The following is a 15,170-nucleotide window of genomic DNA, read 5'->3' as shown; positions in this document are numbered from 1 at the left end:
ATTTAAGGTTTATATTGAGCTCTTTCCTTATTTCTATTCAATGATGATGCTGTCTTTCTCTTCGTTGATACTATAGGTGAACTTATGATCTTTCTGAATAACTTTCAGGATATGTTCTATGCCATCCTGTTCTTTAAACTTACCGGTACAACGGTAGTTGAGTATGTTCAGGTTTCTCACGCTGATGTTCACATTATAATATTTTTCCAGTTTGTTGAGCAGGCTGTTAAAGGGTGCATCATCAAAACAGTATAATCCCTCTTTCCATCTCAGATATTCGTACGAAGGCAAAGTGGTCTTTTTATATTTTCCATTGTACGATCCGAAAAATTCGTCTTTTGTCAACCGGGTAATTACCTGATCACTCCCTATCGGATAGATGTCGACAATTCCCTCAATTAAAGTCGTTTCAAATTCGTTGCTGCCTTTGTAGGCGCAGACATTGAAATGGGTTCCTACCACTTTCACCCGATTAATCTCCGTATTGACGAAGAATGGTATTTTTTTATTCTTGGCTACTTCAAAATAGGCTTCTCCATCCAGCTCTACATTTCTTTCTTTACGACCGAAGTTGGATGCATAGGTTAAGGTCGATTTGGAGTTCAACCATACTTTGGTTCCATCCGCCAGTGTGATTTGTGCACGTTGTCCGGCAGGTACTGTTATGGTTTGTTGGCAGGCTGATTTTTCATACTGATAGTTCTTAAACAAGAATCCGAAACTGATGGCTACAATGACTACGGCGGCAATACGTGCACTCCACCTCAGCATAGGGATGATCCGGGCTTTTCTATCTTTCCGGTTCATCTGTTTTTCGTCTGTGAATAAGGCTATGTCATATAGCATGCGTTCTTTTTGAAATGCTTTCCGATTCTCGGGGGAGGCATCCACCCAATCCAGAATCAGCCTTTCTTCTTCTTCAGAAGTGGTTCCTTTAAAATACTTGTATAGCAGTTCCTGTTCCATAAAATGTTTTTAGTTTATGTATTGTCAGAGGCTTTATTTCCTCCTTCTGTATATATAACAGGATACCCTGGGACAACCCTAAAAGAAAATGAAGTTTTTTTTAAAAAAGTAGGGATATAAGATAATCTTTGAGTTCGAGACGCAACAGTTTCAATGTTTTGGTGATATGAAATTCTACACTTTTGATAGAAATGCCGAGTTGTTCGGCTATCTTCTTATTGGGAGTATTGTGATAACGGCTTAATATGAAAATGTGGCGGCTTTGTTCCGGTAGCTGTTCAAGTGTTTTATATACGATGCGTTGTATCTCAGTATCGAAAATAGTCGCAGGTTCGCATGCTTCCAAGGTGGAGATACGGAGATCGAGTTCACGTTGCTTATGTGTATTGATCGCCTCTTCAGCTTTCATACGCACTTGTTCGTGTTCAAGATAATTGAGTGATTTGTTTTTGATGATAGTAAGCAGCAATGCATGCAGGTTGGAATCTTTTTCCCATTTTTCGCGATTCTCCCACAGGCTGACCATTGCTTCCATCAGAATATCTTCGGCTGCGGCTTTATTTCGGGTGTATGAATAAGCAAACGACAGAAACTTCTTCTGGTTTTCTTGAAAGAACTGGCTGAATAAGTCCATGGTGTGAAGGCTGTTGTTGCTTGGCATGAATAGATTTTAAAGGTTAATTGGATTTTCTTATGACAAAGCAACATAAACTTTTCGTAATATCAAAATGAAAGAATGACTTTTATACTGATTGTCCATAAAAAAATAACCTGACTATTAATAATAGCCAGGTTATCACTCTGTCAGTAAAGAGTATTGTTATTTATTTCTTTTCCGGACGTGGCAATAAAACTTTTCTTGAAAGTTTGAATTTACCTGTCTTCGGGTCAATATCGATCAATTTCACTTCGATCTCGTCACCCTCTTTAATGCCGGCTTCTTCTACAGTCTCAAGACGTTTCCAGTCAATTTCAGAGATATGGAGTAAACCGTCTTTTCCCGGAAGGAATTCAACAAATGCACCGTAAGGCATGATAGAGCGAACTTTACCTTTGTATACCTCACCTACTTCGGGAACAGCAACGATACCTTTAATCAAGCGGATTGCGTCATCAATCGATTTCTTGTTAGTTCCTGAGATCTCGATGCGACCTACGTTGTCGATTTCTTCGATAGTGATTGTTGCACCTGTTTCTTCCTGCATTCCCTGAATGATTTTTCCGCCCGGGCCGATTACAGCACCGATGAATTCTTTCGGAATAGTCATTGTTTCGATACGAGGAGCGTGATCTTTCAGCTCAGTACGTGGTTCGGAAATTGTTTCTTCTATTTTACCGAGTATGTGCATACGTCCTTCTTTTGCCTGATTTAAGGCGCGTTCCAGGATTTCGTAAGACAGACCGTCTACCTTAATATCCATCTGGGTAGCTGTGATACCGTCTTTAGTACCTGTCACTTTGAAGTCCATATCGCCCAAGTGGTCTTCGTCTCCAAGGATGTCAGACAACACTGCATATTTTTCTTCACCTGCGTTTTTAATCAATCCCATAGCGATACCCGATACAGGTTTTTTAATTTTCACACCGGCATCCATCAGGGCCAAAGTTCCGGCACATACGGTAGCCATCGATGAAGAACCGTTTGATTCAAGGATATCTGAAACGACACGTACTACATAAGGATAGTCTTCCGGAATCATTCTTTTCAATGCTCTGTGAGCCAGATTTCCATGTCCGATTTCACGACGTCCTACACCACGTTGAGCCTTAGCCTCTCCTGTAGAGAAAGGAGGAAAGTTATAGTGTAATAGGAAGCGTTCTTTTCCGTGAGCGAGAACATCGTCGATGATTTTCTCATCCAGTTTAGTACCCAGAGTCACTGAAGTCAATGATTGAGTTTCACCACGAGTAAAGATAGCCGATCCGTGAGGTCCGGGCAGGTAGCCTACTTCGCACCAAATCGGGCGGATTTCAGTTGTTTTACGTCCGTCCAGACGCTTTCCTTCATCAAGAATACAACGGCGCATCGCTTCTTTCTCTACGTCATGATAATAACGATCGATCAGAGCACCTTTTTCTTCCAGTTCTTCTTCCGAGAACTGTGCTTTGAATTCGTCGCGGATTGCATCGAAAGCATCCTGGCGTTCATGTTTGTTTCTGTTGCCGGAAGCTGCGATAGCATATGATTTATCATAGCAGGCATCATGAACGGCTTTACGGAGTTCTTCGTCGTTTTCTTCGTGACAATATTCGCGTTTAACAGTCTTACCAACCATTTCAGTCAGTTCCATCTGTGCTTTGCAATGTACTTTGATGGCTTCGTGAGCTACTTTCATTGCTTCCAGTAGTTCGGCTTCCGACACTTCGCTCATTTCACCTTCTACCATCATGATGTTTTCATAAGTAGCGGCAACCATGATATCCATATCAGCTTGTTCAAGCTGATCGAAAGTCGGGTTGATAACGAATTTACCATCGATACGCGCAACACGTACTTCTGAAATTGGTCCGTTGAAAGGAATATCTGAAACAGCCAGTGCTGCGGAAGCAGCCAATCCGGCCAATGCATCAGGCATATCTACACCGTCTGCTGAGAAAAGGATGATGTTTACGTAAACTTCTGCGTGATAGTTATCGGGGAATAAAGGACGGAGAGCACGGTCTACTAAACGGCAAGTAAGGATCTCATAATCAGATGCTCTTCCTTCTCTTTTTGTAAAACCACCAGGAAAGCGGCCGAATGCTGCGAATTTTTCTTTATACTCTACCTGAAGCGGCATGAAATCTGTTCCGGGAACTGCATCTTTAGCGGCACAAACAGTAGCTAACAACATGGTGTTTCCCATGCGAAGCATCACAGAACCATCTGCCTGTTTTGCCAGCTTTCCCGTTTCGAGTGTGATGGTTCTGCCATCTCCCAACTCGATCGTCTTAACAATTGGGTTAATCATAAAAATTGTTTTATCTAATATCTTTCTTTCAAAATTCCCGCAAAGATATACATTTATTGCACTAATATCGTGAAAATGAGATAAAAAGTTAGCAGGAATTTGATTTTTTTCAATTTTGGAACGAAGAACGCGGCAAAATGCTTTGACTAATCTTGAAAAGAAGTATATTTGCAGCTTGAAAAATAACACGCATATTATGAAAAAAGTAACGTTAGTAGCTCTTGTGGCTCTTGCTTTAAGTTCTTGTAATTCTGACCCTAAATTTAATGTAAAGGGAGATGTTTCGGGAGCAGATGGAAAAATGCTTTATCTGGAAGCTTCCGGACTTGAAGGAATTGTGCCTTTGGATTCTATAAAATTGAAAGGAGACGGTTCATTCAGTTTTAAACAATTGCGTCCCGAATCTCCTGAGTTTTATCGTTTACGGGTTGAAGATAAAGTAATTAATTTCTCGGTTGACTCAACAGAAACTGTTAGCATTCAAGCACCTTATACAGATTTCTCTACTGCTTATACAGTGGAAGGATCGGAGAACTCTGCAAAAATTAAAGAGCTGACTCTGAAACAGGTTCGTCTGCAAAAAGATGTAGATGCGTTGGTAAAGGCTGCACAGGCTCATCAATTGGGTAACGATGTTTTTGAAGACAGCTTGGCCGTACTACTGAAAAATTATAAAGATGATGTGAAAATCAATTATATCTTTGCGGCACCCAATACTGCTTCTGCTTATTTTGCACTATTTCAGAAATTAAACAATTATATGATCTTTGATCCGTTGAATAATAAGGATGATATTAAATGTTTTGGTGCAGTGGCTACCAGTCTGAACAATACTTATCCGCACGCGGTGCGTTCAAAGAATCTATATAATATAGTGATAAAAGGTATGAAGAATACCCGTACTCCACAACAGAAGACCATTGAGATACCGGAAGAAAAAATTGCAGAAACCGGTGTGATTGATATTGCTTTGAGAGATATGAAAGGTAATATCCGTAAGCTGACTGACTTGAAAGGTAAAGTGGTTCTGCTTGATTTTACTGTTTATCAAAGTGCGGTGGCAGCTCCTCATAACTTGATGCTGCGTGATTTATACAATAAGTATGCAAGTCAGGGTTTGGAGATTTATCAGGTTTCATTGGATGCAGACGAGCATTTTTGGAAAACATCAGCTGATAATCTGCCTTGGGTATGCGTGCGCGATGAGAATGGAATTTACTCAACCAATGCAGCTTTGTATGGCGTACAGAACCTGCCGGCTTTCTTCCTGATCAACCGAAACAATGAACTGAGGGCCCGTGGGGAGACGGTGAAAGATCTGGAAGGTACTATCAAGTCTATGCTTTAAGTTGTTATAAATTAGAAGATTTCGTTTAAATATGTTACATAGCATTGCTTTTTGCTTGACACATGTCATTTAAAAGGTTATCTTTGCGAAGAAATAATTGAAAAGAGGGTTCCAGCATGACTCATGTTGGAATTCTTTTTTGTTTTATATGACCGTTAAAAATAAAAGGAGGAAAACATCATGGCTTATATGTCAGAAGAAGGTTACAAGAAATTGATGGCGGAACTTAAAGAACTGGAAACAGTGGAACGCCCCAAAATTTCTGCGGCTATAGCTGAGGCGCGCGATAAAGGTGATTTATCGGAGAACGCCGAATACGATGCTGCGAAGGAAGCTCAGGGTATGCTTGAAATGAAAATCAACAAACTCAAAGCTGTTATAGCAGATGCTAAGATTATTGATGAATCGAAACTGAAAACAGATTCAGTACAGATTCTGAATAAAGTAGAATTGAAGAATACCAAGAATGGTATGAAAATGACTTATACCATCGTTTCAGAAAGCGAGGCAAATCTGAAAGAAGGAAAGATTTCCGTTAGCACACCGATTGCTCAGGGATTACTTGGCAAAAAGGTAGGTGATGTTGCTGAGATCCAAGTTCCACAGGGTAAAATCAGTCTTGAAGTAGTAAACATTTCGTTTTAACATGAGGGCAGGTCCATATTCGGGCTTGCCCTATTTTATATATTAGGATTATGGCAACAATATTCAGTAGAATCATAGCGGGTGAAATTCCATGCTATAAGGTAGCTGAAAACGAAAAGTTTTTTGCTTTCCTTGATATCAATCCGTTGGTGAAGGGACATACTTTGGTTGTTCCTAAACAGGAAGTTGATTATATCTTTGATTTGAGTGATGAAGATCTGGCTGCAATGCACGTTTTTGCCAAAAAAATAGCCCGTGCTATTGAAAAAGCTTTTCCTTGTAAAAAAGTGGGTGAAGCAGTGATCGGACTTGAGGTTCCACATGCTCATATTCATTTGATTCCTATTCAAAAAGAATCGGATATGCTTTTCTCTAATCCAAAATTGAAACTGGCAGACGACGAGTTTGTTTCTATTGCCAAAGCTATTAGTTCTGCTTACGAAACAGCCAAATAAAATTTTTCCTTCATTAAATAATAGTAAAGGGGCTGAACGGCAACGTTCAGCCCCTTTACTATTATTAACTTCGTGGCACTTATAAAGTTAACTTCGTAATTATAGGAAGTTAACTTCTTAGCTGTAATAAGTTAACTTCGTATACTTAGGAAATTAACTTCGTACAGTACTAAATATAATCTTCTCCTAATTTCATTTGTGCATCATTCACATACTTGCGTATGGCATGTTCTTCGTCCTTTTTGCAGATCAGTAATACATTATCTGATTCGGCAACCAAAAAACCTTCCAGACCTTCTATCACTGCAAGTTTACCTTTGGGTAATACAACGATATTGTCATTGCTGTTGTAAATCAATGAGTCGCATTTTAGAGTTACATTTCTTTGTTCGTCTTTAGGTGATAAATCATATAATGATCCCCAGGTTCCAAGGTCTGACCATCCGAAGTCTCCTAAAGAGACATATACATTATCAGCCTTTTCCATAATCCCGAAGTCTATCGAAACGTTAGGGCATGCCGGGAAGTTTTCTTCGATAAAGTCTTTTTCTTCAGGTGTACCATAAATCTCTCTTCCGGGAGCCAGCTTAGATGCTAATTCCGGTAGAAGAGTTTCTCCTGCTTTAATGATTGTATTGACATTCCACATGAAAAGGCCTGAATTCCAATAGAACTCTCCACTTTCAACAAAAACCTTAGCAAGTTCCAGTTCCGGTTTTTCAGTAAATGTCTTTACTTTGTAGAAGTTGTCTCCTTCCTGCTCTGCTATTTGGATATATCCGTATCCGGTTTCCGGACGATTGGGCTTTATACCTAAAGTGAGAAGTTTATCAGATTTTGATACAAAGTCCAGTCCTTTCTCTATAGCGGCTAAAAATTCTCCCTCTTTTAAGATCAGATGATCGGAAGGGGCAACTACGATGTTGGCATTTGGATTTAAAGCACGTATATGATATGATGCCCATGCAATGCACGGAGCCGTATTTCTTCTTGCCGGTTCCAGCAAGATTTGTTTTGGATCTAATTCCGGAAGTTGTTCTTTTACCAAGTCTGCGTATATCGCATTGGTTACGATAAGTATGTTCTCCGTAGGAATAATTTTGTTGAATCGGTCGAAAGTCTGTTGCAACAGTGAACGACCTGTTCCAAAGAAATCCAGAAACTGTTTAGGCATTGTCTTGCGGCTAAACGGCCAGAAACGACTGCCGATACCTCCGCCCATAATGACACAATAATTATCTTTGCTTGTCATGATATTGACTGTTTTAAATGTTTCTGCTAAAATACGGTTTATTCTCTGAAAATAGAAGTGTTTATGCGATCTTTTATTCTTTTTTTCTCCTTTTTTTTATAAAACTCTTGCAAGTTCAAAAAAAAGCCGTATCTTTGCACCGCATTTGAAACCAATGCCCAGATGGCGGAATCGGTAGACGCGCTGGTCTCAAACACCAGTGGATTCACTTCCATCCCGGTTCGACCCCGGGTCTGGGTACTGAGGCGGAGAAAGTTGAAAAACTCTCTCCGCTTTTCTTTTCTACTCCCCGTAACTCGTTGGTTTGCTGATAGATTAATGTGTACTTTGGTCGTTTGCAGGTCTTTATATTTAGAATTAATCAACTTGTTCTCTTGATTTTTCTTCTCTTGGACATTTTATTATAGGTGTATATTTAAGTATTTTGCTAATTTGTATTGTTATTGGAGTTGGTTTGTAATTGAACTTCACGTTCTGACTGGGCAAGATATTGTTGGGGATAGATTGTTAACTGTAACTTGCTTTGATAATTCAATGAAATAATGAAGTCTTCTATATCCCAGCATCTTCCTTCCCATTTTCCTAGAATATAGTGACTTTGGCTGTGATTTTGGATACTCTACATATAATAGTGGATGGAGTTGTTTTGTAATTAGTGAATACGGAAAACAATACATAGCTGAAAAGGACAAATGTATGAATGGTCCTTTCAATTTGTTTAAAGTATTAGAATTACCACAACATTAATTTTAAGCGTAATACAAATACCCTTTTTGCTAGAAGGATGGATTTCGTATTTGCTAAATTTAGTAGTGAAGTTTTTATCCAACATAATATTTGAAAGAATTTCTATTTTCTTCTCGAAAAAACAAGGTTGTGCTTAAGATAAGCTAAACTTATTTGTATCGATATCGCAAAATAAAAGTTGGCGAAAGAGAAAGAAGACTTTTCGCCAACTTTTATTTGAGTACCTATTTTTTGTTGTTTTCTTTATAGTGAGCAAATCCAATAGGTCTACGTTCTGTTTGTTTATTAACATGCTTTTGTTTCTCTGCTAACTGTGACAATGCTAAGTAAATATCGTCAAGCTCTTTTCGGGTATCTTCGCTAAGGTCATTGACTGCTGCTATTGTGTCTTCGTTGCCTTCTTCCAACATTTTCATGCGTTGTTTTAGTTCTTCGATTTCCTTAGTTGTGCTATTTAAGGAAGACAAGTATTGACGTACTGTAACGAAAGCACGCATGATAGATATGTTTATTTCGATGGCAGATTCGCTGTTTAGTACAGATGAAAGCATAGCAACGCCTTGCTCAGTAAAAGCGAAAGGCATATATCGTGTACCACCTCTTTTGTTTGAGGACGCAATTTGCGACCTCAAACTTTCAAACTCTTCTTTTGTTAATTCGAACATGAAATCGCTGGGGAAGCGTTTGAGGTTTCTTCTTACTGCTTCTTTCAGTCGTTTGGTTTCACTCCCATAAAGTTCAGCTAAATCAAAGTCAAGCATTACCTTTTGACCTCTGACTTCGTATATTTTATTCTGAATAACCTGTAATTCCATAATTTATAAGCTGTTTATATAAGGAACTATTCAATCTTTAGTATAAGAGAACGCCTATTTTTAAGCATTATGAATTTGGCACACAGCGTGTGCCGAATCTTGCTTTTCTAATTCGGCGGATGGTATCCGCCAATTTGGGTGTAGTAAATTTGGCGGTTGCCGACCGCCAAATCTCTAAGCCAAGCATATCATAGTCTAATATTGGCATGATTAACCAACGATTCAAAGTTCATATTTTTACTATTTGTGCAAAGTTACTATTTTTATTCTCAAAGCTTTAACTCGGGCAAACTATTAATTGCCTCTTCCTTCAACTTATCCACTGCACGGGTGTATTTCTTCGTATGCTTCAACCCGCTATGTCCGAGTAAACCGGCTACTGTTTTAATATTAGCACCATTGTTAAGGATATTCACTGCAAATGAGTGACGGGCACAATGCCAGCTAATGTGCTTATCAATTCCTGCCCTCTTTACCTAACGTCTTAATGATTTGGAGCAACTTTCATAAGTCGGCAGGTCAAAAATAAGAACATCTTTGTTCCCATTCGCAGGAGCTTCACCGATGATAGAGAGTAAACCATCATTCAAAGGAATGACTACGCCACTGGCAGAAGAATGCCCTTTGGTCTTATTCTGTTCAAACTTCAATAGCTTGTTTGAGTAGTCTACATTCTTATAAGTAAGGTCTTTCACATCACAGAAGCGTAAACCGCAATACAGGCAGAAGATAAAGGCACGTCTTACCATCGGGTTCTCATTCTCATAGTGGCAGTTGATAAGAGACTGAATTTCTTCCAGTGAAAGCACATCTTTCCGTAACATTGGGTCGTCTACCTTGCAAATTACTTCTTTGCACGGGTCTTTTAGTATCACATCGTGTTCGATGGCATAGCGTATCACTTTCTTGAAACGCTGATAGATACTTTTCGCTCCTTCGCCAACACTACGGGATTGCAGGTAGTCCACAAACTGTACTATCATATCCTTTGTGATAAATTTAGGTTTGATGTTACATTCATAAAGAGGATATTGCTCTTTCAGGAAGTCTTTGAAACGGCTAAGTGCAATTTGCACCATGCGCAATCTTTCTTTGTATAGCTATCTATGTAGGCTTGGAAGTAATCAAGAAAGTTGATGGTACAATCTTTCTTTAGGCGGTATCCCAACATACTTTCTTTAAACTCTTGTTCACGTTCGGCACGTATCTTTGTGGCAAGCTCCAGTGTTTCCTTATTTTGTTGACGTTCGGCAGGAGTACGGGGCTTATCCATAAGATATAGATTCAGGTTCTCTTTTCGCCTGTTGTGCTTCACCGAAAACTTGGGTTTGCCTTGCATTTTGCCATCTTCATAATATACCTGATTGCCATTCGCATCTAAAACGGGCTTCTCTTCTCTACCTAAATAATACTCTAAGTACAGGCTGATTCTACCATCCGAGAGCTTATTTTGCTCTAACTTGGGGTTTTCTTTCGTTTTATTCTCTATCTTTGCCATACGCTACTGGTTTTATTCCGATTTGGGTACATAATCGGTAAAAAGTGCTAAGTGATTGATTTTCTTTTGTTTTCCGATGTTGCAAAGGTGCGAAAGAAAATGAGAATTCAAAGTGTACTAAGTAACAAAATAAGGGTGTAAAATGGCAAAAATGGAAAATATAAATCGTCTGATAATCAGTTGGCTATTTTCTCTTATTTTCCTATGATTTCTATAGTTTGTACCGGGTCTAGGTACGAAGAAAAAAGCTAAGTATTGAATAGTCAATTACTTAGCTTTTTCTTTTATCTGAATTTTCCTCATATTTTCCCCATACGTGCAAAAAATACGATATTAAATGAATGTTTTTCTTTGGCTGAACATAGTAAATACACTACCTTTAAAAAGAATAAAGCCTATTAAATAAAAAGCAATGGAACAAGGCGTTTGGCAAGAGATAGAACAGTTATGCCAAAAGTTTCAGAAACTTGGTATCAATGAAGCGGTGGACTATGATAGTACTACCTGTATTCTCTTATTGCTCATTCCACAGCCATTGAAGGCTCAACGCTTACGGAACTTGATACGCAGCTTCTTTTTGACGAGGGAGTAACAGCGAAAGGGAAACCGCTTGTGCATCATCTGATGAATGAGGATTTGAAGCAAGCGTATGAACTTGCCAAAACCGAATCCAGTAGCCTTGTACAGATAACTCCTGCCTTGCTACAAAGGTTGAATGCAACACTGATGCGCACTACAGGCAGTGTACGCAGTGTAATGGGCGGTTCTTTCGATTCTTCGAAAGGGGATTTTCCTCTATGTGGTGTTACGGCTGGTGTCGGTGGACATGCTTATATGAACTATCTGAAAGTTCCTGCTAAGGTAGATGAACTTTGTGCTATACTGCAAGCGAAGTAGAAGACAGTGGGGACATTTCGGGAACAATATGAACTGAGTTTCAATGCCTACCTGAATTTAGTAACCATACATCCGTGGGTGGATGGTAATGGCAGAATGGCTCGGTTGCTGATGAACTACATCCAATTTTGCTATCACCTTTTCCCGACGAAGATATTTAAAGAGGATAGAGAAGAATATATCCTTTCCCTACGCCAATGTCAGGATGAAGAAACCAATCAGGTTTTCTTGGACTTTATGGCAAGGCAATTAAAGAAATCCCTCTCTTTGGAGATTGAACGTTTCAATGCTTCACAAAAGAGACGGTTCAGTTTTATGTTTTAGAGGTCTGAGAGCCTATCTTTCCGCAATAAACGTTGAAAATTAGTAATTGGCAAATAAACACCCAGTTTTATACCCAATAATGTAAAGCCGGGTGTTTTTGTACTATTTAACCAAATTCCTAAATTCCTCTTTTAGCAATTCAAAATAATGGCAATCTGTAAATACTCTATTCTTGAAACAGGCATTACGATGTATGCCACATTTACGAAAACCTATTTTCTCTAATACTCTCATCGATGCTATGTTGCCAGCATAAACATTTGCACAAATGCGCATCACATCTGTATGATGAAAATAGCAGCTAATAGCCAATGCTAACATTTGGGTCATAATCCCTTTACCCCAATATGGTTCAGCAAGCCAATAACCTAATTCTGCATTGTAGCGCTCTACATCTATACCACGAGCAAAACTTATATTACCAGCTGCTTCCTGATTTACTTCGATACAATAATTATTTTGTTCGTTTTGACTTGAAACGGACAGGATGAATTGTTGCGCATCGTTTTCAGAATAAGGATATGGTAGGCTATCACGGCAATTATCCCATATCTTTTTATTATTAAGATATTTAGCTAAAGTGGAAAAATCGTCTTTAGACCAACTTCTTATTTTGTATTTATCCACATCCATTTATTTATTCAATTCATTTACCATTATAAATTCGCTGTATGAAATAAATTACTTAGGAAATGTTTCTGTTATTTGTTTAGCAACACGTTTTATAGCACCTCTAATGTCTGCTGATACGCTGAATCCTAAGGTTGTATATGCGCCACGGCATGAAGCTATCGGGCGACCAGTGAGATAATCTATGAAATTTACAGTTACGACAGATTCTTCTTCTAAAATATCTACTCCATATTTTACCATAAGCAACTTTGATTGTTGATTCGGAGAAAGTTCGCCAATACGTCTATCATTGACAAGTTTAAGACGGGAACTCTCTATGGCATCAAATAGTTGTATTTCATATTCCATCAGTTGAGCCGGAATATGATAAGTGTCGTTGTTGATAATTGAGGCATATTCATACCTCGACAAGTCCGCCTTTTGTGATATTACACTTTTAGAGGTTGTACAAGATGATGCTACTATACCAATTAAAAGGAGGAATGTGACTATTACTTTATTCATTGTTTTATTGTTTAGGTTCAACGTGTAGATAATACTTCTCTTGTGTCAGGTCATCGGGGGCAGTGGAGAGTTGATGCAACATCAGTATACGGGTAGTCTTGTTTTCCCAATACAATTCAGCTTTCACACCCTCTTCGGGCAGGCATTTGAACAGGTTCTCTTTTCCACCAGCATTTTGCCCTTCACCAATGTTATTCTCCATCAGTGTTTTGATGGCTTTTTGCGCTGCTGCCGGGAAGTCTGAATCCGAGAGTTGCTTATGGTTCACTGGGATTATTTTAGAAAAGGGGTTATAATCCTTTGCCACGATGTCATACACCTGATACTCATAATCTGTGTCCAGCAGGCAATAGGTTGTAAGGTTCTGTGGGCTCTGCAACACGATTGTCCCCCATTCAATCCCCAAGAAATCACGTTCGTACAGTCTCACAGCGAGTGAGGTCTCATATTCAACCTTTCCTTTGCGATAGCCTTTCAGGTAATTTTTGATGGTACCGCTTTTGAAGAAGTGCGAACTCCATTCCGTAGCAAGATGTGTTTCCATCCCTCCCTCCGTTGTATTGCTTTCATAGACTCTGAACGTATGAGGGAAACCCTCGGCACTCCAAACAATAGAGTCGTAATATTGTGTAAACTCAGGAAAGCCCAGCGGGGTGTAATTGTCGTTTATATCCGTGATTCTGAACGTCACCAGATCGAGCGGTGCCGGGAATTGGGTGTCAAGGTGCATAAACGGAGTGAAGTATGCCTTTTTCATCTTGAACTTGGCTTCTTCGGGCAGAGGTTCCGGCTCTGGATCGGGTTGCCCTTCGTCCTTAAAGGTTCTAGACAAACAGATAATTGTACTTGCTGTTCTCTTTCCATCATTTGTCGAGATTGTAATCTCCTCGTATGCATCCGGGGCTTCCGAAACCTGACGGGGAAAATGAATCTTCAACTGATTGGCTTCTACCTTGAGCGTTGCCCATCCACAATCGTATGTGTAAGAACCGCCCGAAATAGGATTGAGCATATCGAAATTCTTGCAAGTCATCACGATATATCCCTCATTACCGTTTGCCTTGAAACATTCTTTAGGTATCCAACCTACGGTACCACCTTCATACTCTACACTTTCCGGTGTCAGAATCTCATACGTCCAGAGCATCGGTCCACCGGGTAAAATATCATCCTTGTTGCAAGCCGTAAAAAGCAAGCAAACAAGCGTCATAAATGGCATAAGCAATTTATTCATATTCGTAATAATCCCTATGGCTCTATTGGGTTATTAAATTTATAATGAAAGAACGTGAGCCACCTATGCCACGTCTAAGTGAAGTTCATAGGAAACCTTTGATGCAGATGTAACAAGAACGGTCCACGCTATATGCGTGAGAACCACTATGCTATCTCTTACATCAGTCTGAAAATTTCCTACGTTTTCACCTACAAGATAAACATAACGTTTCTTCTTTTCTCTAATGTCTTGGAAAGAGTTGCCTTTATCCGAATACAAAATTAGCTATTTAATTGATCTTTTGTATTATATAGAACGGAATTATAACTTGAATCCTCTACTTTTTCTGGGTTCTTCCGCAGACTGTCGTAAGCCAAAGTCTGCATTGCTGCCATATCCCTCGTCATTGATTTACAGCTTGATGTTGCCGTTTCCGTTTTGGATAATTGCCAATAAGTCTGTCATAGCCTTCTTAAAACTATCGGTTGTAAGGCTCCTCGTTCTGGCAGTATTATAAACGAAAAGCCACTACCCCGATTAGGATAGTGGCGCAAATATATAATGAAAATAAATCGTAAAACAATGATATTCAGTTAGATAAATTTGTAAAATCCAAAAGCGAATTAAACGAGTTTTAATCGGATAGATAGGTTTTCAATTCTTCGATGGCATCATGGTCTTCGCCAACGTCTTTTATCAACTTTTTGCCGTTTCCAAGTGGCGAAATGAGATTTTTGTATGCTTTCTGAATATCTCTTTCATGAACGATTTCTTGTTTATTAAACTGGTTGTACAGGCATTTCTGAAAGTCTTGATGGGACACTGCCGCATGAAACGGTATTCCACTAATGCGATCAACAATCGTACTATATCTGTTTCTGTGGCATGGGTTTTCAATTGTGTGCCAATTTTTTCAATT

At 39.1% G+C, this 15,170-nt stretch carries 11 protein-coding genes, 1 tRNA gene and 3 pseudogenes; 5 read left to right on the top strand and 10 right to left on the bottom strand.

Annotated elements, in window-relative coordinates:
• Positions 1–33: 33 nt before the first annotated feature.
• The 3 genes from BF9343_RS20100 to pnp all read right to left on the bottom strand — a co-directional run bounded on the left by BF9343_RS20100 (position 34) and on the right by pnp (position 3,917).
• Positions 34–966: a FecR family protein gene (locus BF9343_RS20100; protein ID WP_005791368.1), complete on the bottom strand. Its 933-nt coding sequence runs from the start codon at positions 964–966 to the stop codon at positions 34–36.
• Between the two features lie 100 nt (positions 967–1,066).
• Positions 1,067–1,627 (bottom strand): RNA polymerase sigma-70 factor, encoded by a 561-nt coding sequence (locus BF9343_RS20095; protein WP_005791370.1) that lies wholly within the window; start codon positions 1,625–1,627, stop codon positions 1,067–1,069.
• A gap of 163 nt (positions 1,628–1,790) precedes the next feature.
• Positions 1,791–3,917, bottom strand: coding sequence for a polyribonucleotide nucleotidyltransferase (gene pnp, locus BF9343_RS20090; RefSeq protein WP_005791373.1), 2,127 nt, complete (start codon positions 3,915–3,917; stop codon positions 1,791–1,793).
• A 196-nt stretch (positions 3,918–4,113) separates the two neighbouring features.
• Here pnp and BF9343_RS20085 point away from each other — a divergent pair, with 196 nt between their 5' ends.
• From BF9343_RS20085 to BF9343_RS20075, 3 genes are all read left to right on the top strand, one after another.
• Positions 4,114–5,265 carry a TlpA disulfide reductase family protein gene (locus BF9343_RS20085; protein WP_005791376.1) on the top strand — a complete coding sequence of 384 codons (1,152 nt, stop codon included), beginning with the start codon at positions 4,114–4,116 and terminating at the stop codon, positions 5,263–5,265.
• Positions 5,266–5,445: 180 nt separating this feature from the next.
• Positions 5,446–5,910 carry a transcription elongation factor GreA gene (greA, locus tag BF9343_RS20080; protein WP_005791379.1) on the top strand — a complete coding sequence of 155 codons (465 nt, stop codon included), beginning with the start codon at positions 5,446–5,448 and terminating at the stop codon, positions 5,908–5,910.
• A gap of 50 nt (positions 5,911–5,960) precedes the next feature.
• A complete protein-coding gene (locus tag BF9343_RS20075; protein WP_005791382.1) occupies positions 5,961–6,365 on the top strand; it encodes an HIT family protein in 405 nt (134 codons plus the stop codon).
• A gap of 169 nt (positions 6,366–6,534) precedes the next feature.
• Here BF9343_RS20075 and BF9343_RS20070 read toward each other — a convergent pair whose 3' ends face one another.
• Positions 6,535–7,617, bottom strand: coding sequence for a mannose-1-phosphate guanylyltransferase (locus tag BF9343_RS20070; RefSeq protein WP_005791384.1), 1,083 nt, complete (start codon positions 7,615–7,617; stop codon positions 6,535–6,537).
• A 156-nt stretch (positions 7,618–7,773) separates the two neighbouring features.
• On the opposite strand from BF9343_RS20070, the gene BF9343_RS20065 reads away from it, so the two are divergent.
• Positions 7,774–7,857: transfer RNA gene (locus tag BF9343_RS20065), tRNA-Leu, on the top strand.
• 731 nt (positions 7,858–8,588) lie between these two features.
• On the opposite strand, the gene BF9343_RS20060 is transcribed toward BF9343_RS20065, so the two are convergent.
• The gene (locus BF9343_RS20060) at positions 8,589–9,179 is read right to left on the bottom strand and encodes an ORF6N domain-containing protein (protein WP_005791429.1); all 591 of its coding nucleotides are present in this window, start codon (positions 9,177–9,179) and stop codon (positions 8,589–8,591) included.
• 269 nt (positions 9,180–9,448) lie between these two features.
• Positions 9,449–10,677 (bottom strand): annotated as a pseudogene (locus tag BF9343_RS24080) (tyrosine-type recombinase/integrase).
• Positions 10,678–11,089: 412 nt separating this feature from the next.
• On the opposite strand from BF9343_RS24080, the pseudogene BF9343_RS23370 reads away from it, so the two are divergent.
• Positions 11,090–11,898, top strand: a pseudogene (locus tag BF9343_RS23370) (Fic family protein).
• A 102-nt stretch (positions 11,899–12,000) separates the two neighbouring features.
• Here BF9343_RS23370 and BF9343_RS20030 read toward each other — a convergent pair.
• From BF9343_RS20030 to BF9343_RS24280, 4 genes and pseudogenes are all read right to left on the bottom strand, one after another.
• Complete coding sequence (locus BF9343_RS20030; RefSeq protein WP_010993718.1) at positions 12,001–12,531, bottom strand: GNAT family N-acetyltransferase; 531 nt, start codon at positions 12,529–12,531, stop codon at positions 12,001–12,003.
• A 48-nt stretch (positions 12,532–12,579) separates the two neighbouring features.
• A complete protein-coding gene (locus BF9343_RS20025) occupies positions 12,580–13,035 on the bottom strand; it encodes a hypothetical protein (RefSeq protein WP_041926278.1) in 456 nt (151 codons plus the stop codon).
• Positions 13,036–13,039: 4 nt separating this feature from the next.
• Positions 13,040–14,254, bottom strand: a complete 1,215-nt coding sequence (locus BF9343_RS20020; protein ID WP_041926345.1) for a hypothetical protein — start codon at positions 14,252–14,254, stop codon at positions 13,040–13,042.
• A gap of 631 nt (positions 14,255–14,885) precedes the next feature.
• A pseudogene (locus tag BF9343_RS24280) lies at positions 14,886–15,169 on the bottom strand (DUF6043 family protein).
• Position 15,170: the final 1 nt, after the last annotated feature.

The sequence above is a fragment of the Bacteroides fragilis NCTC 9343 genome (assembly GCF_000025985.1).
Taxonomy (GTDB): Bacteria; Bacteroidota; Bacteroidia; order Bacteroidales; family Bacteroidaceae; genus Bacteroides; species Bacteroides fragilis.
The sequence above is the reverse complement of the archived record's forward strand: the minus strand, read 5'-3'. Positions and strand labels throughout refer to the sequence as shown.

Excerpts from the sequence above, each read along its gene's own strand:
- BF9343_RS20100 (WP_005791368.1), bottom strand. The coding sequence starts at position 966 with ATGGAACAGGAACTGCTATACAAGTATTTTAAAGGAACCACTTCTGAA.
- BF9343_RS20095 (WP_005791370.1), bottom strand. The coding sequence starts at position 1,627 with ATGCCAAGCAACAACAGCCTTCACACCATGGACTTATTCAGCCAGTTC.
- pnp (WP_005791373.1), bottom strand. The coding sequence starts at position 3,917 with ATGATTAACCCAATTGTTAAGACGATCGAGTTGGGAGATGGCAGAACC.
- BF9343_RS20085 (WP_005791376.1), top strand. The coding sequence starts at position 4,114 with ATGAAAAAAGTAACGTTAGTAGCTCTTGTGGCTCTTGCTTTAAGTTCT.
- greA (WP_005791379.1), top strand. The coding sequence starts at position 5,446 with ATGGCTTATATGTCAGAAGAAGGTTACAAGAAATTGATGGCGGAACTT.
- BF9343_RS20075 (WP_005791382.1), top strand. The coding sequence starts at position 5,961 with ATGGCAACAATATTCAGTAGAATCATAGCGGGTGAAATTCCATGCTAT.
- BF9343_RS20070 (WP_005791384.1), bottom strand. The coding sequence starts at position 7,617 with ATGACAAGCAAAGATAATTATTGTGTCATTATGGGCGGAGGTATCGGC.
- BF9343_RS20060 (WP_005791429.1), bottom strand. The coding sequence starts at position 9,179 with ATGGAATTACAGGTTATTCAGAATAAAATATACGAAGTCAGAGGTCAA.
- BF9343_RS20030 (WP_010993718.1), bottom strand. The coding sequence starts at position 12,531 with ATGGATGTGGATAAATACAAAATAAGAAGTTGGTCTAAAGACGATTTT.
- BF9343_RS20025 (WP_041926278.1), bottom strand. The coding sequence starts at position 13,035 with ATGAATAAAGTAATAGTCACATTCCTCCTTTTAATTGGTATAGTAGCA.
- BF9343_RS20020 (WP_041926345.1), bottom strand. The coding sequence starts at position 14,254 with ATGCCATTTATGACGCTTGTTTGCTTGCTTTTTACGGCTTGCAACAAG.